General features: G+C 71.6%; 14 protein-coding genes. 8 read left to right on the top strand and 6 right to left on the bottom strand.

The genetic code is table 11. The annotated features are described in order from the left end of the window. Window positions 1–115 precede the first annotated feature (115 nt). Both LQ51_RS15965 and LQ51_RS31290 read left to right on the top strand, forming a co-directional pair. Window positions 116–5,947, top strand: a complete 5,832-nt coding sequence (locus LQ51_RS15965) for an RHS repeat domain-containing protein (protein ID WP_156313098.1) — start codon at window positions 116–118, stop codon at window positions 5,945–5,947. Continuing rightward, the gene (locus LQ51_RS31290) at window positions 5,941–11,736 is read left to right on the top strand and encodes a LamG-like jellyroll fold domain-containing protein (protein ID WP_052744897.1); all 5,796 of its coding nucleotides are present in this window, start codon (window positions 5,941–5,943) and stop codon (window positions 11,734–11,736) included. Before LQ51_RS15965 ends, LQ51_RS31290 begins: the two co-directional genes overlap by 7 nt. A 48-nt stretch (window positions 11,737–11,784) precedes the next feature. Here the strand turns inward: LQ51_RS31290 and LQ51_RS15955 are convergent, their stop codons facing one another. The 3 genes from LQ51_RS15955 to LQ51_RS15945 all read right to left on the bottom strand — a co-directional run bounded on the left by LQ51_RS15955 (window position 11,785) and on the right by LQ51_RS15945 (window position 14,140). After that, a complete protein-coding gene (locus LQ51_RS15955) occupies window positions 11,785–12,321 on the bottom strand; it encodes an SMI1/KNR4 family protein (RefSeq protein WP_046566548.1) in 537 nt (178 codons plus the stop codon). Between the two features lie 191 nt (window positions 12,322–12,512). Further along, window positions 12,513–13,451 (bottom strand): NADP-dependent oxidoreductase, encoded by a 939-nt coding sequence (locus LQ51_RS15950; protein ID WP_046566546.1) that lies wholly within the window; start codon window positions 13,449–13,451, stop codon window positions 12,513–12,515. Between the two features lie 50 nt (window positions 13,452–13,501). After that, window positions 13,502–14,140: an HD domain-containing protein gene (locus tag LQ51_RS15945; protein WP_046566544.1), complete on the bottom strand. Its 639-nt coding sequence runs from the start codon at window positions 14,138–14,140 to the stop codon at window positions 13,502–13,504. Window positions 14,141–14,447: 307 nt separating this feature from the next. On the opposite strand from LQ51_RS15945, the gene LQ51_RS15940 reads away from it, so the two are divergent. Beyond that, a complete protein-coding gene (locus LQ51_RS15940; protein WP_046566542.1) occupies window positions 14,448–15,422 on the top strand; it encodes a GlxA family transcriptional regulator in 975 nt (324 codons plus the stop codon). Between the two features lie 6 nt (window positions 15,423–15,428). Here LQ51_RS15940 and LQ51_RS15935 read toward each other — a convergent pair whose 3' ends face one another. Continuing rightward, on the bottom strand, window positions 15,429–16,037 hold the full coding sequence (locus LQ51_RS15935) for a TetR/AcrR family transcriptional regulator (RefSeq protein ID WP_046566541.1): 609 nt from the start codon (window positions 16,035–16,037) through the stop codon (window positions 15,429–15,431). Between the two features lie 124 nt (window positions 16,038–16,161). On the opposite strand from LQ51_RS15935, the gene LQ51_RS15930 reads away from it, so the two are divergent. Next, window positions 16,162–16,995 (top strand): SDR family NAD(P)-dependent oxidoreductase, encoded by an 834-nt coding sequence (locus tag LQ51_RS15930; RefSeq protein ID WP_046566538.1) that lies wholly within the window; start codon window positions 16,162–16,164, stop codon window positions 16,993–16,995. A 238-nt stretch (window positions 16,996–17,233) separates the two neighbouring features. Then, window positions 17,234–18,025: a DUF4396 domain-containing protein gene (locus tag LQ51_RS15925; RefSeq protein WP_156313095.1), complete on the top strand. Its 792-nt coding sequence runs from the start codon at window positions 17,234–17,236 to the stop codon at window positions 18,023–18,025. A 70-nt stretch (window positions 18,026–18,095) separates the two neighbouring features. Here the strand turns inward: LQ51_RS15925 and LQ51_RS15920 are convergent, their stop codons facing one another. Continuing rightward, complete coding sequence (locus tag LQ51_RS15920; protein WP_046566535.1) at window positions 18,096–18,452, bottom strand: hypothetical protein; 357 nt, start codon at window positions 18,450–18,452, stop codon at window positions 18,096–18,098. Continuing rightward, entirely contained in the window at window positions 18,449–19,258 is an 810-nt protein-coding gene (locus tag LQ51_RS15915) for an alpha/beta fold hydrolase (protein WP_046566533.1), read from the bottom strand. Before LQ51_RS15915 ends, LQ51_RS15920 begins: the two co-directional genes overlap by 4 nt. Before the next feature lie 147 nt (window positions 19,259–19,405). Between LQ51_RS15915 and LQ51_RS15910 the strand changes: the two genes are divergently transcribed. The 3 genes from LQ51_RS15910 (at window position 19,406) to LQ51_RS15900 (ending at window position 22,025) form a co-directional block, all read left to right on the top strand. Beyond that, window positions 19,406–20,260 (top strand): ABC transporter ATP-binding protein, encoded by an 855-nt coding sequence (locus LQ51_RS15910; protein WP_082159452.1) that lies wholly within the window; start codon window positions 19,406–19,408, stop codon window positions 20,258–20,260. Beyond that, a complete protein-coding gene (locus LQ51_RS15905; RefSeq protein ID WP_046566529.1) occupies window positions 20,257–21,102 on the top strand; it encodes an ABC transporter permease in 846 nt (281 codons plus the stop codon). Before LQ51_RS15910 ends, LQ51_RS15905 begins: the two co-directional genes overlap by 4 nt. Before the next feature lie 146 nt (window positions 21,103–21,248). After that, window positions 21,249–22,025 carry a thioesterase II family protein gene (locus LQ51_RS15900; protein ID WP_052744895.1) on the top strand — a complete coding sequence of 259 codons (777 nt, stop codon included), beginning with the start codon at window positions 21,249–21,251 and terminating at the stop codon, window positions 22,023–22,025. Window positions 22,026–22,075 lie beyond the last annotated feature (50 nt).

Genomic DNA, 22,075 nt, shown 5'->3' with positions numbered 1-22,075 from the left:
CCGCAACCGGAGGCAAGCCTGCCGTTGGGCCCGTTGCCCACTGACGTTGCTGGTTCTTCGATCCGTCCTGACCGCCGGGACGGTCGGCTACTAGGGAAATGGCCGGGAGGTCGTGATGGTTGGTCGTCGCGTTCGGACGTACGCGTCGATGATGGTCGCCGCCGGCCTCGTCGCGGCGCAGCTGTGGGCGCCGCCGGCGCTGGCCCGCCCGGCGGGGCCCGCCGCGGCGCCCCGGGCTCCGCAGGCCGCGGTCCCGGCCGCCCGGCCCCGCGCGGCCGACGCGGAGGCGGCGCGCTCGCTGCGCGGCTCCCCGGCGGTGAGCTGGCCGGCCCCCGGTACCGCCGAGGTGACGGTGCCGGGGAGATCGCAGGGCCTGACCGTTGAGGACCCGGCGTTGACCCGGGCCGGCACGTTGCCGGTGTGGCTCGGGCACAGCGGCTCGGCCGCCGCCCGGACCAGGGTTGAGGTGCTCGGCCGCGCCGAGACCGCCAAGGCCGGGGTGCGTGGGCTGCTGCTGCGCGTCGCGCACCTGGCCGGCGGCCGGCGCGGCACGGTGGAGGTCGACTATTCCGGCTTCCGGCACGCCTACGGCGGCGACTACGGCTCCCGGCTCGCCCTGATGCGCGTCGACGGCCGCCGGCTCACCCCGGTCGGCTCCCGCAACGACTCCCGGGCCGGCCGGGTCAGCGCCCAGGTCGGCGACGGGCTGTACGCGGTGACCGCCGCCCCGGGCGGCAGCGCCGGCAGCTTCCAGCCCACCTCGCTGGCTCCCTCGGCGACCTGGCAGGTGGGCCTGCAGTCCGGTGACTTCACCTGGTCGTACCCGATCCAGCTGCCGGCGGCGCCCGGACCGACACCGGAGATCGAGCTGTCGTACTCGTCCGGGACCGTGGACGGCCGGGTGGCCTCGACCAACAACCAGCCCTCCTGGGTGGGGGAGGGGTTCGACTACCAGCCGGGGTTCATCGAGCGGTCGTACCGACCGTGTGCCGAGGACGGGCAGGCCGGGGTGAACGACCTGTGCTGGGCTGGCGACAACGCCATGGTGGTGCTGCCCGGGCTGACCGGTGAGCTGGTGCGGGACGCCGCCACGGGGGTGTGGCGGATGGAGCGCGACAACGGCTGGCGGGTCGAGCTGCTCACCGGCGCGGTCAACGGGGACAACGACGGCGAACACTGGCGGTTGACGTCGCCGGACGGCACCCAGTACTTCTTCGGCCGTAACCGGCTGCCGGAGTGGACCGCCGGGAACCCGGAGACCAATTCGACCTGGACGGTGCCCGTCTTCGGCAACCAGTCGGGGGAGCCCTGCCACACCGGCACGTTCGCCACCTCATGGTGCCAGCAGGCGTACCGCTGGCAGCTCGACTTCGTCATCGACGGGCACGACGACGTGGCGTCGTACTTCTACGACCGGGAGACCAACCACTACGCGTTGACCGGCACCACACCCACCCCGTACGTCCGCGACGGGGTGCTGGCCCGGGTCGAGTACGGGCAGCGGATCGGCTCCCTCTACCGCGCGGCGGCCCCGCGCCGGGTGGTGTTCACCGTCGGCGACCGGTGCGTCCCCGGCACCGCCTGCGCCCGTTCAGCACCACAGAACTGGCCGGACGTGCCCTGGGACCAGTGGTGCGACGCCTCCTCCTGCGCGGTGCCCACGCCGACCTTCTGGTCCACCAGGCGGCTGGTACGGATCACCACCCAGTCGTACACGGCCGGCGGGTACGCCGACGTCGACTCGTGGGAGCTGGTCCACTCGTACCCGAGTGTCACCGGCACCAGCGCGGCGTTGTGGCTGAACTCGATCACCCGCTCGGGGCACACCGGGGGCACCGTGACCATGCCCGCGGTCAGCTTCGACGGCACCATCGGGCAGAACCGGGTGGACGCCGCGGAAGGCCTGCCGCAGATGTACAAGCTGCGGATCAACAGGATCTCCACCGAGACCGGCGGTGAGATCGCGGTGTCGTACGCCGTACAGGAGTGCGTGCCCGGCATGTCCCTGACCCTCGACGCCAACGAGCGCCGGTGCTTCCCCGTCTACTGGGGGCCGGCCCGACAGCTGGACGTGTTCCACAAGTACGTCGTCGCGCAGGTCACCGAGACCGACCGGGTGGGTGGCAATCCGTCGAGAACCACCTCGTACGAGTACCTGATGGACGGGCCGGGTTGGCACTACGACGAGAACGAGCTGGTGCCCGAGGCGCGCAAGACGTGGGGCCAGTTTCGCGGCTTCCAGCGGGTGCGGGTCCGCAGCGGCGGCGCCGGGGAACGGCAGACCCTGACCGAGCACCTGTTCCTGCGCGGCATGGACGGCGACAAGACCGTCACCGGCAGCCGCAGCGCCACCGTCGACGGGGTGCCGGACCGGGCGTCCTGGCGCGGCTTCGCCCGGATGACCACCGTCTACGACGGTGACGGCGGCCCCGTGATCAACCGTACCGTCTCCCAGCCGACCGAGATCGGCTCGCCGACCGCCCGCCGCCCCCGCGCGTGGGGCTGGCTGGAGGCCCGGCTGACGGACGTCGAGTGGGAGCGGACCGTGACCACTCTCGCCGGCGGCGGTTCGCGGACCACCGAGGTGAGCTACCGGTACGACCCCGGATACGGCACGCTGCAGCAGATCCACGACCACGGCGACGTCAGCCGCTCCGACGACGACACCTGCACCGACCTCAGCTACGCCCGCAACACCGGCGACTGGATCGTCGACGCGGTGTCCCGCGAGCTCACCGTCGGGGTCGCCTGCGGCGTCACCCCCGGCTACCCGCAGGATCTGCTCGCCGACCGCCGCTACTACCACGACGACGCGACCACCTGGGGCACCGCACCGACCGTGGGAGACGTGACCCGGCAGGAGGAGGCCGACTCGTGGTCGACGGGGCCGGTCTACGCCACGGTGGCCCGGACCGTGCGGGACGCGCACGGCCGCCCGACCGCGGAGTACGACGCCGCGGGCGCGGTGACCCGCACCGCGTACACACCGGCCACCGGCCCGGCCGCCCAAACCGTGGTCACCGATCCGAAGGGCTTCACCACGACGACGACCTACGAGGCGCTGCGCGGGGACGCCGTGGCGACGGTCGATGCCAACGGCGGCGTGACCAGTTCCGGATACGACGCGCTGGGCCGGCTGGTCAGGGTGTGGCTGCCCGGCCGGGCCACGACCTCGTCACCGAGCACCGAGTTCGGCTACACCGTCCGGGACTACGCGCCGAGCGTGCTGACCACCCGGCGGCTACTGGCCGGCAGCACCTACCTGACCAGCTACGAGCTGTTCGACGGCTTCCTGCGATCCCGGCAGACGCAGCAGGCGGCGCCCGGCGGCGGGCGGATCGTCACCGACGACCTCTATGACTCCCACGGCTGGCTGGAGCGCAGCTACGGGCGGCGGTACGAGGCCGGACCGGCGGGCCCTTCGCTGGCCGGCGGTACCGTGCCCAGCCAGACCCGGTACGAGTACGACGGCGCCGGGCGGCAGACGGCCGAGATCTTCCTGGTCGGCACGACCGAACGGTGGCGGAGCACCACCGGGTACGGCGGGTCCTGGACGACGGTGGACCCGCCGGACGGCGGCACCGCCACGACCCGGATCCTCGACGCCCGGGACCGGGTGGTCGAGCTGCGCCAGCATCAGGGTGGGACACCGGCCGGTGGCTACGACACCACCCGCTACACCTACACCAGGGCCGGGCAGCTCGCCACGGTGACCGACCCGACCGGCAACGTCTGGCGCTACAGCTACGACCTGCGGGGCCGGCGTACCCGGGCGGAGGCGCCGGACACCGGGACCACCTCGTACTCGTACGACACGGCGGGGCGGCTGTCGGCGACCACGGACGCCCGGGGCAGGACGCTCGCCTACACCTACGACGAGCTGGGCCGGCGGACCGGGATGTTCGACGGCTCCACCGCGGGCGGCAAGCTGGCGGAGTGGACCTACGACACCGCGGTCCTCGGCAAGGGACTGCCGGCGGGCAGCATCCGCTACGCCGGCGGCAACGCGTACACCAGCGCGGTGACCCGCTACGACAACCGTGCCCGGCCGACCGCGGTCGCCGTGACCGTGCCCGCGGTGGAGAACCAGCTGGCCGGCTCCTACACCACCCAGTTCGCCTACAACGAGCTGGACCTCGTCACCGCCGCCCAGCTGCCGACCGGCGGTGGGTTGCCCGCCGAGACGCTGCAGTACGGCTACGACAGCCTCGGCCTGCCGACCACCCTGCGCAGCTCGGCCGCGACCTACGTGGCCGCCTCCACCTACACCGACCTCGCCGAACCGGCCAGCTACACGCTGGGCGCGGTGGGTGCGCAGGTGGTCCGGGACTTCTCCTACGAGTACGGGACGCGCCGGCCGAGCGGCGCCGCCGCCCGGCTGGGCAGCGGAACGAAGCTCGCCGACATCTCCTACAGCTACGACCCGGCCGGCAACATGACCGCGACGAGGGACGTGCTGACCGGCGACAACCAGTGCTTCCGGTACGACCACCTGCGGCGGCTGCTGGACGCCTGGACCACGGGCGACTGCACGGCCGCTCCGGCCACCGGCGCCCTCGCCGGCCCCGCACCCTACTGGCAGACGTACAGCTACGACGCGACCGGCAACCGGCGCTCCCAGGTGCGGCACGCGGCCGGCGGCGACACCACGTGGAGCTACTCCTATCCGGCCGCCGGGGCGGTGCAGCCGCACACCGTGCGCGCGGTCACCGGAACGGGGCCTGCGGCCGGCGTGAGCACCTCGTACACCTACGACCCGGCTGGCAACCTGACCGGCCGGACCGCCGGCGCCACCCGGCAGGACCTCACCTGGAACACCGAGGGACGGCTGGAGTCGGTCACCGGCGCCGGTGTCACCACCTCCTACCTGTACGACGCCGACGGCAACCGGTTGATCCGCCGCGACCCGGCCGGAACGACGCTCTACCTGGGCGACACCGAACTGCGGCTCGCCTCCGGCAGCGTCACCGGCACCCGCCACTACCGGCACGGCGACAGCACCGTCGCCGTCCGCGCCGCCGGGTCGGTCAGCTGGCTCGTCACCGACCACCACGACACGGCGACCCTGGCGGTCGCCGCGGGCAGCCTCACCGCGACACGCCGGCCGGTCTCGCCATTCGGTGATCCGCGGGGCGCGGCGCCCGCCGGGTGGCCCGGCGAGCGCGGCTTCGTCGGCGGCACCACCGACCCCTCGACCGGCCTGGTCCACCTCGGCGCCCGCGAGTACGACCCGGACACCGGCCGGTTCGTCTCCGCCGACCCGATCGTCGACCACGACGACCCGCAGCAGGTGAACGGGTTCGCGTACGCCAACAACAGCCCGCTGACCTACGCCGACCCGGACGGGTTGCGGGCCACGGCGGTGAAGACCCCGACGGCCGGGATCGGCACGGTCACCGGGTCGCTGACGACCATGGTCCGGGACCAGAGCGCCGTGGACGGGTCGGACTACGTCGTCGAGGTGTGGCCCGACTGGAGCGCCTACGACGACCTGGCCTACTACGAGGGCGGATCCGACGACGGCTGGGACGACGGCGACTGGGCCGACGACAGCGGCGGCGGGCCGACCTACTACTACGAGCAGCGGCCCTGCGCCGGCTGGAACCAGTGCCTGCGGCAGCGGCCGTCCGAGTGGCAGGCCGACGACGGGTCGATCGCTGCCGCGTCCGTGGTCGGCCTGCTCGCCGCCGGGCCCGGAGCGGAGCCGTGGCCGCCGCACCGGACGGACAGGCCGTGGCCGGACAAGCCGTGGCCGCACAAGGCCTGGCCGCACAAGCCCTGGCCACACAAGCCCTGGCCACACAAGGCGGTCCCGCGCTGGCCCTGGCCGTTCCCGTGGCCGACCACGGACAAGCCGCACCGGCCGCACAAGCCGTGGTGGCCGCCGGCGGGATGGCCGCCCAGAAAGTCCGACGTCTGCGTCCAGAGCTACCCGTCGCCATGCTGATCGTGCCCACCGTGCCGCCGGCCGCCGGCCGCCAGCGGCTCACCCGACTGACCGCGCCGCTCGGTGCCGCGCTTCTGCTCGCGGCAGCCGGGTGGGTGGTGTGGCAGGGGCCGGCGTCCGCACCCGCGCCGGCCCCACCCACCGCGGTCGCCGACCCGACGTCGGCCGTGGCCACCGCCCGACGGCTCGGCCGGCCGGTGGAGATACCCGACCTCGGCTCCCCGACGACCGAGGTGTTCGCCAACCCGACCGGGACGCTGCGCGCCCGCATCCACACCGAGCCGGTTCGGGTACGTCGGGGCAGCGGCTGGGTGCCGGTCGATCCGACGCTCGTCACCCGGCCGGACGGCGCCGTGGCGCCGGCCGCCGCCGCCGTGGACCTCGCGTTCTCCGGCGGCGGCGACACGCCGCTGGCCTCGATCGGCGTGGACGGCAAGCGGCTGGCCCTACGCTGGCCCCGCCCCCTGCCCCGGCCGCGGCTGGCCGCGAACACCGCCACCTACCCGGACGTGCTGCCCGAGGTGGATCTCGTGGTACACGCCACCGCCACCGGCTTCTCCGAGGTGCTGGTGGTCAGGACGGCGCGGGCAGCGCGCCAGCCGGCACTGACCCGGCTGGCATTCGACGTCGACACCACCGGGCTCACGGTGCGCCGGGACCCCGGATCCGGGGTCCCGATCGTGACGGACGGCCGGGGGCGAACGGTGTTGACGCTGGGACGGGCCTGGATGTGGGACTCGGCCGGCGGCAACCGGGCCGTCGCCGCTCCGACGCCGTCCCGCGCCCAGGGGCCCGCCCGCGGTGACCGGATCGCCCCCATGACTGTCGATCTGACGTCCGGCCGGCTCGTGGTCGTCCCGGACCGGCGGATGCTGGCCGATCCGCGGCTGACCTTTCCGATCTACCTTGACCCGTCGCTGGCTGCCCGCCGTCAGCACTGGGTGATGGTGCAGAAGGACCTGCCCACCTTCTCCTGGTGGGACTCGAGCTACGACGCCCGGGTCGGCCGGGACCCCGCCGACTCGACGACTGACCGGTTCCGCTCCTACTTCGAGTTCGACACCACGGCGTTCGCCGGCAAGCTCATCAAGAGCGCGGTGGTCAACTACGAGGAGAAGTGGCGGTACTCGTGCACACCGGAGCCCGTGCACCTCTACTGGACGGCGGTCGTCAACCCTGCCACGACGTGGAGCAACGCACCCGCCCTGCAACCCGGCGCGCGGCTCGGCAGCGTGACCACCCCGAAGGACGCCGCCAGCTGTTCGGTGTTCACCACCGTCGACTTCGACATCACCTCCCTGATGACCCAGATCGCCACCGGGGGCGCCCCCCATCTCACCGTCGCGCTCGCCTCCGACGAGTCCAGCGGCGCCAACGGGGGGAAGGTGTTCGGTAACGTGCCCGTCCTCGACGTCGAGTACAACACCGTTCCCCGGGCCCCCACCCAGCTGAGCACCGCCGGCGTCGGCGGCTGCTCCTCGAGCACCGACGCGTACGTGAACACCAGGCGGCCGGCATTCAAGGTGCGCCTGGAGGACGACGACGCCGACCAGAGCATCCGGGGGACCGTCGAATGGCGGAAGACCGGGGCCACCAGCGGCAGCACCCTGGACACCGGGCCCGTACCCCGGGGTGGGGAGCCGACGGCCACCGTGCCGGAGGCCGCCGCGCTGGTCGACGGCCAGCGCTACGAGTGGCGGGCCCGGGCCTACAACGAGTTTCCGGGCGGCGGCGTCGACGTCGGCCCGTGGAGTGACTGGTGCCGGTTCGTGGTGGACACGGTGCCGCCGGCGACCCGGCCGGGCATCACGGTCGATCCCGGCGACGGCTGGCTGGAGGACCGCCCGGTCGCGGTCACCTTCGACACCGGCGGCGACGCGGACACCGTCGAGTTCCAGTACGGGTTGAACGCGAGCACGCTGACCACGGTTGCGGCGGTGAACGGTCGGGCGACGGTCCGCCTCGCGCCCACCGCCCGGGACAACACCCTGATCGTCAAAGCCGTCGACCGGGCCGGCAACGTGTCCGCCCAGGCGACGCAGTACCAGTTCCAGGCGGAGGTGCTGCCGGACCCGGTGGCGCACTGGCCGATGGACGACTGGTTCGGCGACCTGGCGATGGACTGGGCGGGGTCGAACCCGTTGTCGCTCACCGGCGGGTACGAGTGGACGGACGGCGAGGACGGCGGCGCGCTGCGGCTCGACGGCAGCTCCGAGACCGGGGGCGGCTCGGACGGACCGGTGGTGCGCACCGACGGCAGCTTCACGGTGATGGCCTGGGTCCGCCTGACCGACACGGCGGAGTCCCGTACCGCGGTGAGCCAGGCGGGGACCAGACACCAGGGCTTTCAGCTGCGCTACGACTCCTACACCAACCGCTGGGCGTTCGTCATGCGATCCGCTGACAGCGACGATGCGGCCGAGACGCTCGCGCTGTCGCGGGGCGCTCCGCTACCCGGGGTGTGGACCCACCTGGCCGGCGTGTACGACGACGAGGCCGGCCAGCTACGGCTGTATGTCAACGGCCGGCTCAACGGCACGGCAGCGCACCACAGCGCCTGGAACGCCGAGGGCCCCTTCGGCGTCGGCTACGCCAACTGGTACGGGTTCCGGCCCACCCGTTGGGTCGGCGACATCGACAACGTGAAGGTGTTCCCGTTCGCTGCCACGGCCCGCAAGATCCGCCTCGAGGTGCCCAGCAACCGGTGGGGCACCCAGGCCAGATGGGAGCTGGACGAGGGGACGGGCACGGTCGCGCAGGACTCGACCGGTGAGCAGCACACGGTGGCGCTGACGGCGGGCGCGTCCTGGCTGCCCGGGCCCGGGCGGCAGGGCGGCAGTGGCCTGCACCTGGACGGAGTGGGCGGCCAGGCGTTCACCGCCGGGCCGGTGGCGGACACCGCCGCCAGCTTCACGGTCGCCGCCTGGGTGCGCCTCGACCGCGCCGACTCCTGGTTCACCGCGGTGAGCCAGGACGGCGACCACGACAGCGGCTTCAAGCTGCAGTACTCCGCCTACCCGCGGGGCTGGATGTTCGCCGTGAACACCGACGACGTCGCCGGCGCCAACCCCACCCCGGTCCGGTACGCGCTGTCGGACAACCGCCCCCAGCTGGGCGTCTGGACCCACCTCGCCGGCGTCTACGACCATCAGCGCAAACAGTTGCAGCTCTATGTGAACGGGCGGCTCGCCGCCACCGCCTCCTTCGACAGTGCCCGCCGCTTCGAGGGCCCGCTGCGGATCGGCCGGGCCGCGAACGACGGCTGGCCGATCGAATGGTGGCCCGGAGACGTCGACGACGTCCGGGTCGCGGCCGAGGCCATGACGCCGGCCGGCATCACGCAGTGGATGTCCAGCAGCGACGCGTACGGACCGACCGGCCGGTGGAGTTTCGATGAGCCCTCCGGCATCGTCGCCGCCGACAGCGTCCCCCGCAACGGCAACACCATGTCGCTGGCCGGACCGGTCAGCCGGATCGCTGGCAAGCGCGGCAACGCCCTGCACCTCGCCGGTAGGAGCGGCGCCGACGAGGGTGGCTCCGCGTACACGGCGGCGTCCGTGGTCCGGACCGACCACAGCTTCACCGTCTCGGCCTGGGTCCGGCTCGACCGGCTGGACACCTCGATGACCGCCGTCAGCCAGGACGGCCGCTACGACAGTGGCTTCACGCTGGGCTACGCGGTCGCGACGAAGAACTGGGTCTTCGTCATGAGCAAGGCGGACGGCCCGGACAACGACCCGATCGCCCTGGTCGCCTCGGCGGTCGTTCCCCGTGTCGGGGTGTGGACGCACCTCGCCGGCACCTACGACGTGCTGGCCGGCCAACTCAAGCTGTACGTCAACGGCGCGCTCGCCGGCACCACGCTGTACGACAGCCACCGGCAGGCGGGCGGGGCACTGCAGGTCGGCCGCGGCCAGTGGAACGGCCTCCCGACCGACTGGTGGGCCGGTGACATCGATGAGGTCGCTGTCGACGACCGGCCGCTGACCGCCGAGCAGGTACGCGACCTGCTGCTGACCAGCCCGATGGGACCGGGGGCCTGGTGGCGGCTCGACGAAGCAGCCGGCGGAGAGGTCGGCGACTCGTCCGGCAACGGACACCAGCTCGTCCTCGGTGGCAACGCCAGCTGGCTGCCGGTCGGTCGCTGCGGCGGGGCGCTGCGGCTGGGCGGCGCCGGACGGGCCGCCGCTCCCCAGTCGATCCTGCGCACCGACACCAGCTTCACGGTCGCCACCTGGGTACGCCTGGACTCCGCCACCGCCGACGCCACCGCGGTGAGCCAGGACGGCACGGTCGCCAGCGGCTTCCAGCTCGGCTACCAGTCGACGCAGAACAGATGGCGCATCCTGCTTCCGGCCGCCGACACCACCAGCCCGGCCACCGTTTCGGCGGTCTCCACCTCGGCTGCCGCCGCCGGCGGCTGGGTGCATCTGGCCGGCGTGTACGACCGTTCGGCCGGCCAGCTACGGCTGTACGTGAACGGCCGGCTGGAGGCGACCAGCGCCGTGGCCGCGACCTGGCAGGCCGACGGTGTCCTGCAGCTCGGTCGGGCCCGCGTCAACGGAAAGCCGGCCCAAGGGTGGTCGGGCGCCCTCGACGAGGTGAGGGTGCTGCAACGCGCCGCCACCGCGGCCGAGGTCCAGGAGATGGTTGACGCCTGCGACGACATCGGGCCGCCGCCGGTGCCGCAGGAAGCCGGCCCGATCCAGGTCCGCGCCCTGCACAGCGGCCTGTGTCTGGCCGAGAGCGCCACCTCCGGCAGCGGCTACCTCTACCAGCAGGCGTCCTGTTCGGCCCAGTCCCCGCCGCTGACGCTGGAACCGGTTGGCGACGGCACCTACCGCCTCACCTCGACCCACCCGACGCGCGGCACCGGCTGCCTGGGGGTCGAGTACGGCTCGACCAGTTCCGGAGCGGCGGTCCTGGTCAGCACCTGTGGACCCGGCCGGGGACAGATCTTCGACGTCGAGCGGGTCAGCGAGCCACTGCGGGGCTACCGGCTACGTCCCATCCACAGCGGCCTGTGCGTGGGCATCGCGAACAATGCCACCGCGCCCGGTGCCCAGGCCATTCAGGTCACCTGCAACGCGTCGGCCGCGGGCCAGGTCCTGGCCATCGATCCGAAGCCGGCTCCCACCTCGTACCCGAACCGCACCTATGTCCAGATCCGCGACCAGGCGACCGTCGAGAGCCCCACCTCGGTGACCGGCTGGTCCGGCGTCGCCTCCGGGATCATCCAGGTGGACGTGGTCATCCGGCATACCTACCGGGGTGACCTGGTGCTCGACCTGGTCGCGCCGAGTGGGCGTGAGTTTCGGCTGAAGAACTCCGGTGACGGGTCCGATGACGACGTGGTGGCGTCCTACCTCGTCGACGCCACCGGCGAGGCGTTCAACGGCACGTGGCGGTTGCGCGTGCAGGACCTGTACGCCGGTGACACCGGCTACCTGGACTCATGGACGTTGGTCCTGGTGACCGACCCGACGCTGAGCTACCTGGTCACCGTCCGAGGCAGCCTGTCGGCGGGCAGCAGCGGCTATCAGCCCGGCGGCGACGGCTTCTACGCCCCGGCGGGCACCCGCCGCGGCAGCCTGATCGGCCCGAGTGGCACCGACTTCGACCTGTATCTGCAGAGGTGGGATGGCAGCACCTGGACAACCGTCGCCTCCAGCACGTCTGGCGGCCCCGACGAGACGATCAGCTACCCCGGTGCGGCCGGCTACTACCGCTTCCGGGTCCAGGCGTATTCCGGGTCGGGCAGCTACCTTCTCGGCTACGACCCGTCCTAGGGTCGGGACAGTGGATGATCCCCGCTCGCCTCCAGAGCGGTGAGTTCCTCACTGCTCCTGCTCCGACGCGTCCGCCTCGTCGAGCAGTCCGTGCTGGTGGAGGAAGGCCTGCCACCGGTCGTCGGCGGCCACCAGCTCCGGATATCCGGGACCGAGCAGGTAGTAGTGCACGAAGGAGGCCAGGTCCGGGGCGATTTCCGCGAACGTGTCAGCCGTGAACCATGCCGCGCCTGGCGCGGGGAAGTACCAGATCGCACCGGTGTCGCGTGCCATGAAGATCGGCTCGTCGCCGCGGGTGCCGATCACCAGCCAGCCTGCCGGGTTCCGGGTGATCGGCGCGAAGTCGGGCGCGTAGTGCAGGTAATACTGGATGTCGCTGAGCCTGCGGGTCGAGGTCAGCTCGAAGGAGCCGGCGCGCAGACCGTCGACGACCAGCAGGAACTCGCGCAGGCCGGCTGGCAGATTGGCCGGCACGTCGTCCTCGGATCCCGGGTCGCCGAACTGCGCGTACGCCAGGCTGGCCGGCCGGTCCTCGGCCAGGTCGGCCCGCAACTCCTCGAGAAGCCGCGCAAGGTCGAGGTTCAATCCACTACCTCTATGGGGACGGTCACGCACGGGTTGCTCGTGCCGACGCGGGGCGGTTGACCAGCGCGAGCCGGTCGCGTCCGTCGGCGCGCCCGGGCAGGCGGCACAGTACCAGGGGCACCGCCCGGTCTGGCCCCGGGTGGACACGCGGAGATGCCGGCGGTGGGGCACCGCCGGCGTCCGCGCGCTGATCACGACTGCGGCGTACCCGGCTCGTCCGTGACCGCGATGATCGTCTTGCCCGGTGTGCGGCGGCCGCGGGTGAACGCGGAGGCCGCTTCCGACAGCGGGCGCACCGCGCCGACGAGGGGCTTGAGCCGTCCGGTCAGGACCCGCTGGGCGAGGTCGGCGAGCCGGACGCGATCCGGCTCGACGACGAAGAAGACGGCTCGCCCGCCCACCGGCTGTACGGTGGGCGGCGCGGCGATGGTGACGACGGTGCCGCCCGGCCGTACCAGTTCGGTCGAGCGCGCGAGGATGTCGCCGCCGATGACGTCGAGCACCAGGTCCACCTCGCCGGCGTGTCGCAGCTCGTCGGCGTCCAGGTCGAGGAAGGTGTGCGCGCCGAGGTCGAGCGCCACGTCACGGTCGCCGGCCCGGCCGGTGCCGATCACGCGGGCGCCCGCCTCCCGGGCGAGCTGGACGGCGAGCGAGCCGACCCCGCCCGCGGCGCCGTGGATGAGGACGGTCTGGCCGGTCGTGAGGTGGCCGTGGTCGAACAGGCCCTGCCACGCGGTCAGTCCGGAGATGGGCAACGCGGCGGCCACGGCGTGGTCGATGTCGGCCGCGAGGGGAGCGAGGTTGCGCGCCTCCACCGCGGTGTATTCGGCCAGCGATCCGTCCCGGGCCCAGTCGGTCAGTCCGAACACCCGCTGGCCGACGCTGAGGCCGGTGGTCCCGAAGCCGAGCTCGACCACCACTCCGGACAGCTCGTGTCCGGGGATGCTGGGCGTCCGGTCGCGACCGGCGCGGTCGGTCCAGGTCGCCGGCCAGTCGAGCTCGCCGGGGGTGAAGCCGGCGGCGTGTACGCGCACGATGACGTCGTTCTCGGCGGCGTGCGGGTAGGGCATGTCGGTCAGCGTGAGTCCGCCGACGCCCGCCGCACGGTCCCGTACGGTGATCGCTCGCATGCTCGAATCCTCTCCAGGGCGTTCGTCGTTCGGATCGGTCGTGGGTCCGGTCAGCTCGGCCAGGGCGAACCGAGCATCCGGTCCACCGTCGTCACCCGGCGGAAGCCGGGAATGAAGTGTTCGAGCACGTCGGAGTTCACCGTGCCGTTCGTGGTCTCGGGCCGGTTCTTCAGCCCTTCGACGTAGGCCCGCAGGAACTCGTTCTTGAAGTCGCCGCGCGGGTGGACGGCGACGATCTCGTCCAGCTGATCGCGGTCCAGTTCGTCGAGGCCGAGGCCGAGCACGTCGGTCAGCACACCGAGGTAGGTGGTCGCGATCTCCGGGGCCATCCGGTCGGGGATGCCCGGCGTGGTGTGCAGCGCGATCGCCGTCCAGACGGTCTGCGCGGCGGCTGTCGGGAAACCCCGGTCCAGGAGGAACGCGCGCGCGTGGTCGGCCCCGTCGACTTCGAAGCGCTGCTCGACGTCGGAGAAGGGCGTCAGGAGGCCGGTGTCGTGGAACATGGCCGCCAGGTAGAGCAGCTCCGGGTCCGGTTTCACGCCGAGCCGCTCTGCGTGGATCAGGCCGAAGAGGAAGACCCGCCGGGAGTGGTGGTAGATGAGCGGGCTGGTGGTGTCCTGGATGCGCCTGGTCGCCTCGGCGACGGCCGCCGTCTCCGGAATCTCCAACCCCGCGATGACCTCTGGCATGTTCTCTGACCTTCCCGGACATGTCCGCGTGCGCTGTCTCCGTTCTCCATGCTGCCCACCGATCGTCGTACGGCGCCGCCTCCGTCGGGCCAGGAATCCCTCATATCCGGACAGGGCGCGACCGGCCCGAGAGCACGGAGCGCCCGGGTCACCTGAACGTCGTACCGTGAGCGATCTTGACCACGGAGAGCCCGCCGCCTCCGCTGGCGGCGTGCTACCAATGAGCGGTGTCCGAGCCCTCTGCTGCGCCGACCCGCCGGCGTCCGGCCGCCCGCAACGCGGATCCGGCTCCGAAGGGACCCCGGCGGTGAGCGCCGGCACCCACCGCGTGGCGATCCTCGTCTACGACGGGGTGACGCTGCTGGACGTCGCCGGTCCCGCGGAGGTGTTCCGGGAGGCGAACCGGTTCGGCGCCGACTACGGCATCGTGTTGCTGTCGCCGACCGGTGCGGACGTCACGACGAATCTCGGCGTCCGGGTCGCGGCCGACGGCGCCCTCCCGCCGGCGCCGGCCGTCGACACGTTACTGGTGGCCGGGTCCGACCGGTTCCCGCGCAGCCGTGTTCCCGCCGACCTGGCGGACGCCGTACGGGCCCCGGCGGCGGCGGCCTGCCGGGTCGCGTCGATCTGCACCGGGGCTTTCGTCCTCGCCGCCGCCGGCCTCCTCGACGGCAAGCGCGCGACCACGCACTGGAAGGTCGCGCACGAGCTGGCCGCCCGGTATCCGACGTCGCGCGTCGAGCCCGATGCGATCTACGTCCGGGACGGCACGACGTACACGTCGGCAGGGGTGACGGCCGGGATCGATCTGGCGCTGGCCCTCGTCGAGGAGGATCACGGGCCGGACGTGGCGCGCGACGTCGCCCGCGCCCTCGTGGTGTACATGCAGCGGGCGGGCGGCCAGTCCCAGTTCTCGGCACCGCTGCAGGGACCGCCGCCCCGGTCGCCGGCGCTCCGCACGATCACCGATCTGGTGACGGCGAACCCGCGCGGGGACCACTCGCTCGGTGAGCTCGCGAAACACCTCAACGTGAGTACCCGGCACCTGACCCGGCTCTTCCACGACGAACTGTCGACCACACCGGCTCGTTACGTGGAGAACATCCGGTTCGACCTGGCCCGGGCGCTGCTCGACCAGGGGCACAGCGCGACGCAGGCCGCGACCCTCGCCGGGTTCCCCAGTTACGAGAGCATGCGGCGGGTCTTCGCCCGGAAACTGTCGATCAGCCCCGCCGCCTACCAGCGCCGGTTCAGCACGACGCGCCGCAGCGGCGCGGGTTAGTGCGCCTCACCCGGTCTGGCTGCGCCGGCCGGGGTCGACGGGGGTGAGCAGGGCGTCGATCAGTGCGGCCGCGGTGGCCCGGAGGCGCTCGGGGTCCTGGTAGACGCGTTCCATGACGACGATCCCCCGGGTCATCGTGATCAGCACCCGCGCCGCCTCGGCCGGGGGGATGGCGAGTCGGGAACGGGCCTCGCCGGTGGAGAGCCGCTCGTGCACGAGCCGCTCCATCTTGTCGAGCAGGTCGCGCAGTGCGGCGCGGATGCGTTCCCCGTCGGCTTTGGTGTCGATTGCCGTCTTGGTCGTCAGGCAGCCGCGGGTGGGCACCCCCGTGGTCATGGAGGTGATGGTGAAGTCGAAGAAGGCCCGGAGGGCCTGGTCGACGACCGGTTGGGCGAGCGCCTGGGCGGCATCGGCCAGGAACTGCTCGGCGTAGTCGTCGAAGACCCGCAGGAACAGGGTTTCCTTGTCGCGGTAGGCGTTGTAGAGCGATCCGCGCAGGACGCCGGACGCCGAGGCGAGGTCCTGCATCGAGGTCGCGCCGTAGCCCTTGAGCCAGAAGACCTCCCGGGCGCGGTCCAGGGTGCGCCGTTCGTCGAATTGCCGCTGTCCGACCATCTCCCGAGCCTACGTCATGTTTGACACCACCGTCAAGCTTGACTACAGTGTCAAACATTGCCGGGGCGTCCATCACGCCCCTCCTCCTCAGCCTGAGATCTCCTCGATCCGGAAGGAGCCTTCGATGAGTTCTTCCCACCTTGACCTGCGCGGACGCCGCACCCTCATTACCGGGGCGGGCAGCGGGATCGGTCGCGCCCTGGCCCTGGAGCTGGCCTCCCGGCACGGCACGCTGGCCCTGGCCGGCCGACGCCCCGAACCGCTGGCCGAGACCGCGGCACTGGTCACCGAGCGCGGCGGCACCGCCCACACGATCATCACCGACCTCACCGCCGACGGGGAACCCGAACGCGTGGTCGCGGAGACCGCCACCGTGCTCGGCGGTCTCGACATCTTGATCAACAACGCCGGAAACGTGCGGGCCGCGGCGCTCGAGGACATCGACGTGGCCGAGATCCACGCCATGATCCGGCTCAACCTGCTCGCACCCGTCCTCGCGACCCGAGCGGCGCTGCCGTACCTGCGCGCCGCCGGCGGCCAACACGGACACGCCGCCCTGGTCGGCATCGCCTCGGCCTCCGCCCTGGTCGGCACGCCCTACTACGCCACCTACGCGGCCACCAAGGCCGGCCTCGCCCGCTTCGACGAAGCCCTGCGCCGCGAGCTGTACGGCAGCGGCATCCACGTCGCCACGGTCTTTCCCGGCCCGGTCGACACGCCGATGATGGCCACGACCAAGGCCGGCCCCGACCTGGGCTACGGACGGCGTCCCGTCGACGAGGTGGTCGCCGAGATCGTGGCCGGCCTCGAGGACCGCCAGATCGACATCAACACCCAACTGCCCGAGCGCCGCGCGATGGAGGAACTCAACGCACGGGACCCGCTCGCCGTCGACGCCGCCCTCGCGCCGAAGCTCGCCGAACTCCGCGCCGCCGTCAGCGGACACCGCAGCATCTGACCCGTACGGCGGCGGCCGGGCCGACATCGTCGGCCGGTGGGTGCTGTCGTCGGTCGTGTCCGGGCCGACACCACCTCCGCTGCACGCCACCCGCCGCCCGAGGGCCCGCGGAACATGATCGACCCGCCGTCGTACGAGAGCGGTCGCGGGCCCGCGTTACCGCGAGGGTCGGTGACTCTTTGAACACACCGCTGGGCCCTGCTCGACTGAGCGTCATCGGGTTCATGGTCGAGGGTCGTTGAGCCGGTATCGATTCCGGCGCGCGCCGGCGGAGTTCGTCATCTGCCATCGGCATCTGCATTGGGGTGCCCTGGAGCGAACGGAGAATGGTGTGCAACCGGCGTGGCTCGTTGTGCTTGCGTGGGCTTCGCTCTTCGTGGGGTTGGTCAGCACCGCCGTTGTCTTTGTCGACCAGTTTGTTCTTGGATATCGTCAGCCGGTCAAGGTCATGGAGGTAGTCTGGCCGGCAACCGCCCTCTACCTCGGCCCGGCAGCAGTCCTGAGCTACCGGAGGTGGGGCAGGCCCCAGTCTCCCCGGTGGCTGGACCGGCACGGCACCGCGCCGAGGACGTCGCGACACGCTCCCACGATCATCCAGACCTATCACTGTGCGACGCACTGCACCCTGGGGGTCATCATTGCCACGCCGGTCGTCTACGGCGTCGGCATCGAGATATTCGGCAGCACGGTGTGGCCCGAAGTCGTCGGCGACTATGTGGGCGCAGTGGCCATCGGCGTCGCGTTCCGGTACTTCGCCGAGGATCCCTCGGGTGGTCGGAGAACATGGGCCGCGGTGCGGAAATTTTTCCGGGCGGACCTGCTGACCGTCACCGTCTTCGAGCTCGCCCTGCTGGGTTGGCTGGCGACAATGCACTTTCTGGTCTTCCATGAGACCCTGCGACCGGGTGGTCCGGTGTTCTGGTTCGTCATCCAGGTCGGGCTGATCATCGGCTTCTTCGCCGCGTGGCCGCCAACCATGTGGCTGATCCGCAGCGGCGTCAAATCAGAACTGCTGGGCACGCCGCGATAGGTGGCTGTGCGACGCCGTGGGGCGGAGGCGCGCACGTCGAGTTCGGTGTCCCGTGCCGCGCCGACCCGACCTACAGCGCACCCCGCCCGGGCATCCTGGACGGTGCGACGACCGGCGGGGCCGGGCTGGTCCAGCAGTCCTGCGATCTGCCGGCCCGCGGCCAGGCGTTCGAGTTCCGCCCACCCGGCACGCTCGCACCGTCAGGGAGCGGCCGGCGCGCCTCTTCCATCACCGCGATGCGGGTGACCGTGGTAGCCGCGCGCGCACAGTGAAAGGCCTCCCGCAGCGCGTCGGCGTCCGTCGCCTCGGCGAGGACGGCGACAGCGTCCAGCAGGGCCACGCACGCATGGCGGCGACTGTCACTCAACTCGGCGCGGGCCAGCTCGCTGGACAATTGGTCGAGCAGCTCGGCCAGCTGAGGATTCATAGCGATTCGTCGAGCGACTTGTCCAGGAAGTCGACTATCGCCTGATTGATCGTGTCCGGATCCTCCAGAAAACCGAAGTGGCCCAATCCCTCGAACTCCACATACGTCGCTGACGGGATCGCCTCGTGCACCTCAAGGCAGGCAGCCGGTGGCGTGATGAGGTCAGCCGAGAACGCCATGACCAGGCAGGGCCGGGTCAGGCCGGTGAGCGCGGCCCGCCGATCGACGATGACGCTCGCGTCGTACTGCGCGGCGGGTCCGGGGCCGGTGACCGGAAAGCGACGGCGAAGCTCGAGCCAGTCCGACATCGTGTGGTCGTCGGCCAGCGTCCGGGGCCCGAACAGCTGAGCGAGATGCATGAGAGCGTCGAGCTCCGTCACCGGCCCCGGGGTGCGCGCCTGTGCCGCGAGCGCTCGCGCGAGGAGCCGGCGGTACGCGTCGGTACGGGCGCGGGTGCCGATGAGGACCGCTGACCGCACCAGGTCCGGGCGTACGAGCGCCACCTCCTGCGCCACGAACGCGCCGAGCGACGCGCCGATCAGATGCACCGGACCGGCGCCGAGCACCTCCACGAGAGCGACAACGTCCGCGACGAGTTGCCTCATCGAGTACGGGCCGGGTGGGACCGGGGACGGCGGGGTACCGCGATGGTTCACCGTGACGACCCGGTACCCGGCGTTCACCAACGCAGGTACCTGGTGTGCGTGCCATACCTCCCGCGAGGTCGCCGCGGGCGGCAGCATTACCACCGGTACGCCGTCGCCCTGCGCCTGCCACGCAAGTTCGACGGACTGGTCGTCCACCATTGGCCGAGCACACAGCGCTCCGCGGGATGCCGTCAAGGCGTTGACGACAAGTCGCCAACGCGCTCTGGTCCGAGTGCGTGGCAGCGCGAAATGCCGTAGAAAGATCCCATCTTGCGTGGACGCGACCGCCGGGCGAAGGATCGATGGATGGCTAACTCCCCTGCCGTGCGCGTGCGCGGCCTGACCAAACGGTATGGCGACAAGGTCGCGGTGGACGCCATCGACCTCGACATCCCGAGTGGTCAGGTCTTCGCCTTGCTCGGGCCCAACGGCGCGGGCAAGACAACGACGGTGGAGATCCTCGAGGGCTATCGGGACCGCGACGGCGGTGAGGTCTCGGTGCTCGGCGAGGACCCGCAGCGGGCGGGCCGCCGCTGGCGCTACGGGATCGGCATCGTGCTGCAGGAGGCATCGGACCTGAGCGAACTCACCGTCCTGGAAACGGTACGGCATTTCGCCCGCTACTATCCCGATCCCCGGAACCCGGCGGAGGTCATCGCCGACGTGGGCCTGACCGAGCAGGCCAGGTCCCGGGTACGCGCGCTCTCCGGCGGTCAGCGACGCCGCCTCGACGTCGCCGTCGGCATCGTCGGCAACCCCAGGCTGCTGTTCCTCGACGAGCCGACCACCGGTTTCGATCCACAGGCACGCCGGCAATTCTGGGAGCTGATCCGATCGGTCGTGCAGGAGCGCGGCACCACCGTCCTGCTCACCACCCACTACCTCGAAGAGGCCGAGGCCCTCGCCGACCGGATCGCCATCCTGGTCCGCGGAAAGATCGTCGCCGACAGCACCCCCGCCTCGCTGGGTGGCCGCGCCGAGGCGAAGGCGGTGGTGTCCTGGTCGGACAACGGCGAGGAACGCTCACTCGAGTCGGACGACCCGGGAGCGGTGATAGCCGATCTGACCGCCCGCTACGGGGGCACCGTGCCAGGGCTGAAGGTGACCCGGCCCAGTCTCGAAGACGTCTACCTCAAACTGATCGGGAGCGAAGGGCCGTGAGCACAGTAGATTCTCCCCGCCAGCCCGCGCCACTCAAGGACCCGTCGGCGACGGTGCTCGGCCTGCATCGAGGTGTCCTCGAGCTCAAGTCGTTCTTCCGCGAGTGGGACCAGGTCGTCTTCACGTTCGCGCTGCCTATCGTGCTGCTGGCGCTGCTCGGTTCGCTGTTCCAAGGCGTCTACGAGGGCAGCACCGTCACCGCGGCCCAGTACCTGGTCCCCAGCATGATCGCCGCCGGGGTCGCCTCGGCGACCTTCGTCAACCTCGGCATCGGCATCGGCCTCGACCGGGACGACGGCACCCTCAAGCGTCTGCGCGGCACGCCCATGCCCAGGTCCGCGTACTTCCTCGGCAAGGTCGTCATGGTTCTGGTCATCAGCATCGCGGAGGTCGTCGGCATCCTTGCCCTCGGCGTGCTGCTGTTCGACGTCACGCTGCCCACCGACGCCACCCGCTGGGTCACCTTCAGCTGGGTGTTCCTGCTGGGCGTGGTCGCCTGCTCCTTCCTCGGCATCGCCGCGAGCAGCCTCGCCCGGACCGGACGCAGCGTGTCCGCGGTGATGAACCTGCCCTATGTCGTGCTGGCGTTCGTGTCAGGCATCTTCTACACACCCGTCAGCGCACTACCCGAACCGCTCGCGCGACTCGGGGCGGTCTTTCCACTCAAGTGGATGGCGCAGGGCTTCCGGTCGGTGTTCCTGCCGGACACGATCCTGCCTCAGGAGATCGTCTCCACGTCATGGGAACACGGTCGGACCGCGTTGGTGCTCGGCGCGTGGTGCGTCGGCGGCCTGATCCTCTGCCTGGCGACCTTCCGATGGCGGGGCCGACGGGAGCGGTGAGGGGACCGGCCTCCGGTCGACCCGGCCGCGACGCAATCCTACGGCGCATACCGCGGCGAGCGATGTCCCGGAAACACACGACAGGAACTGCCGCCCGGCGTGCGATTGACTGAACCACCGGGTACCGCGAGAGAGGTCAGCTGCTCATGTCAAGCGTCGACGCCTGGTTCCCGTACCGTGCTGGTACCAGCGACTTTCAGGTTTTCGCGTTTCCCCACGCCGGGGCCGGATCCATCGCTTTCAGTGGCTTGCGCCAGGCGCTGTCGGGCACCGGAGTGGCGCTGGTTCCGGCCGTGCTGCCGGGACGGGAACGCCGGCTACGCGAGGCGCCGCACCGGGACATGGACGCGTTGCTGGCCGAATTCGAGCAGATGGCGGCGCAGGACGGGTTCGCCGCGTTCCAGGGCGACTACGCGCTCCTCGGCCACTGCTCGGGGGCGCTGATCGCCTTCGAGATCGCCCGGATCCTGGAACGGTCACCATGTCGCAATCCGCAGCTCCTGGTCTCCTGTAGCTGCCTGCCGCCGCCACTGGTCCGCGACACCGGGATGAGCCGCCTGCCGACGCCGGAGTTGTTCGCCCAGACGGCTTCGAGCGGCGGCACTCCCGACGCGATTCTCGGCGACCCGGGCCTCGTGGCGATGCTGGAGCGGCCACTGCGGACCGACTTCGTGCTCTTCGACGGGTACGCATACCGTCCCGGCGAAAAGCTGACGACCCCCATCCTGGCCACCCGCGGACCGGACGACGACGACCTGTCGACCGCGGAACTGGACCGGTGGCGGGATGAGACGAGCGGTGATTTCTCGACCATGGAGCTCGGGTCCGGGCACTGGGCGTTGACCGAGGAGGGCATCGCGCTCCTCGCCAAGGCGGTTCCCGCGGCGCTGTACGACGGCCGCCGAGGATCATCGCCCCACTGAACCGGAACCGATCCGACGGTGACCGATGGACCTCGACGTGGTGGAACGAG

It is taken from the genome of Micromonospora sp. HK10, from assembly GCF_000982955.1.
Lineage (GTDB): Bacteria > Actinomycetota > Actinomycetes > Mycobacteriales > Micromonosporaceae > Micromonospora.
This window is presented reverse-complemented; position numbering and strand designations above follow the sequence as displayed.

Bases quoted from the DNA above. Each gene is read 5' to 3' on its own strand.
- LQ51_RS15965 (WP_156313098.1), top strand. From the start codon at position 116: ATGGTTGGTCGTCGCGTTCGGACGTACGCGTCGATGATGGTCGCCGCC.
- LQ51_RS31290 (WP_052744897.1), top strand. From the start codon at position 5,941: ATGCTGATCGTGCCCACCGTGCCGCCGGCCGCCGGCCGCCAGCGGCTC.
- LQ51_RS15950 (WP_046566546.1), bottom strand. From the start codon at position 13,451: ATGCGAGCGATCACCGTACGGGACCGTGCGGCGGGCGTCGGCGGACTC.
- LQ51_RS15945 (WP_046566544.1), bottom strand. From the start codon at position 14,140: ATGCCAGAGGTCATCGCGGGGTTGGAGATTCCGGAGACGGCGGCCGTC.
- LQ51_RS15935 (WP_046566541.1), bottom strand. From the start codon at position 16,037: ATGGTCGGACAGCGGCAATTCGACGAACGGCGCACCCTGGACCGCGCC.
- LQ51_RS15930 (WP_046566538.1), top strand. From the start codon at position 16,162: ATGAGTTCTTCCCACCTTGACCTGCGCGGACGCCGCACCCTCATTACC.
- LQ51_RS15920 (WP_046566535.1), bottom strand. From the start codon at position 18,452: ATGAATCCTCAGCTGGCCGAGCTGCTCGACCAATTGTCCAGCGAGCTG.
- LQ51_RS15915 (WP_046566533.1), bottom strand. From the start codon at position 19,258: ATGGTGGACGACCAGTCCGTCGAACTTGCGTGGCAGGCGCAGGGCGAC.
- LQ51_RS15910 (WP_082159452.1), top strand. From the start codon at position 19,406: ATGGCTAACTCCCCTGCCGTGCGCGTGCGCGGCCTGACCAAACGGTAT.
- LQ51_RS15900 (WP_052744895.1), top strand. From the start codon at position 21,249: ATGTCAAGCGTCGACGCCTGGTTCCCGTACCGTGCTGGTACCAGCGAC.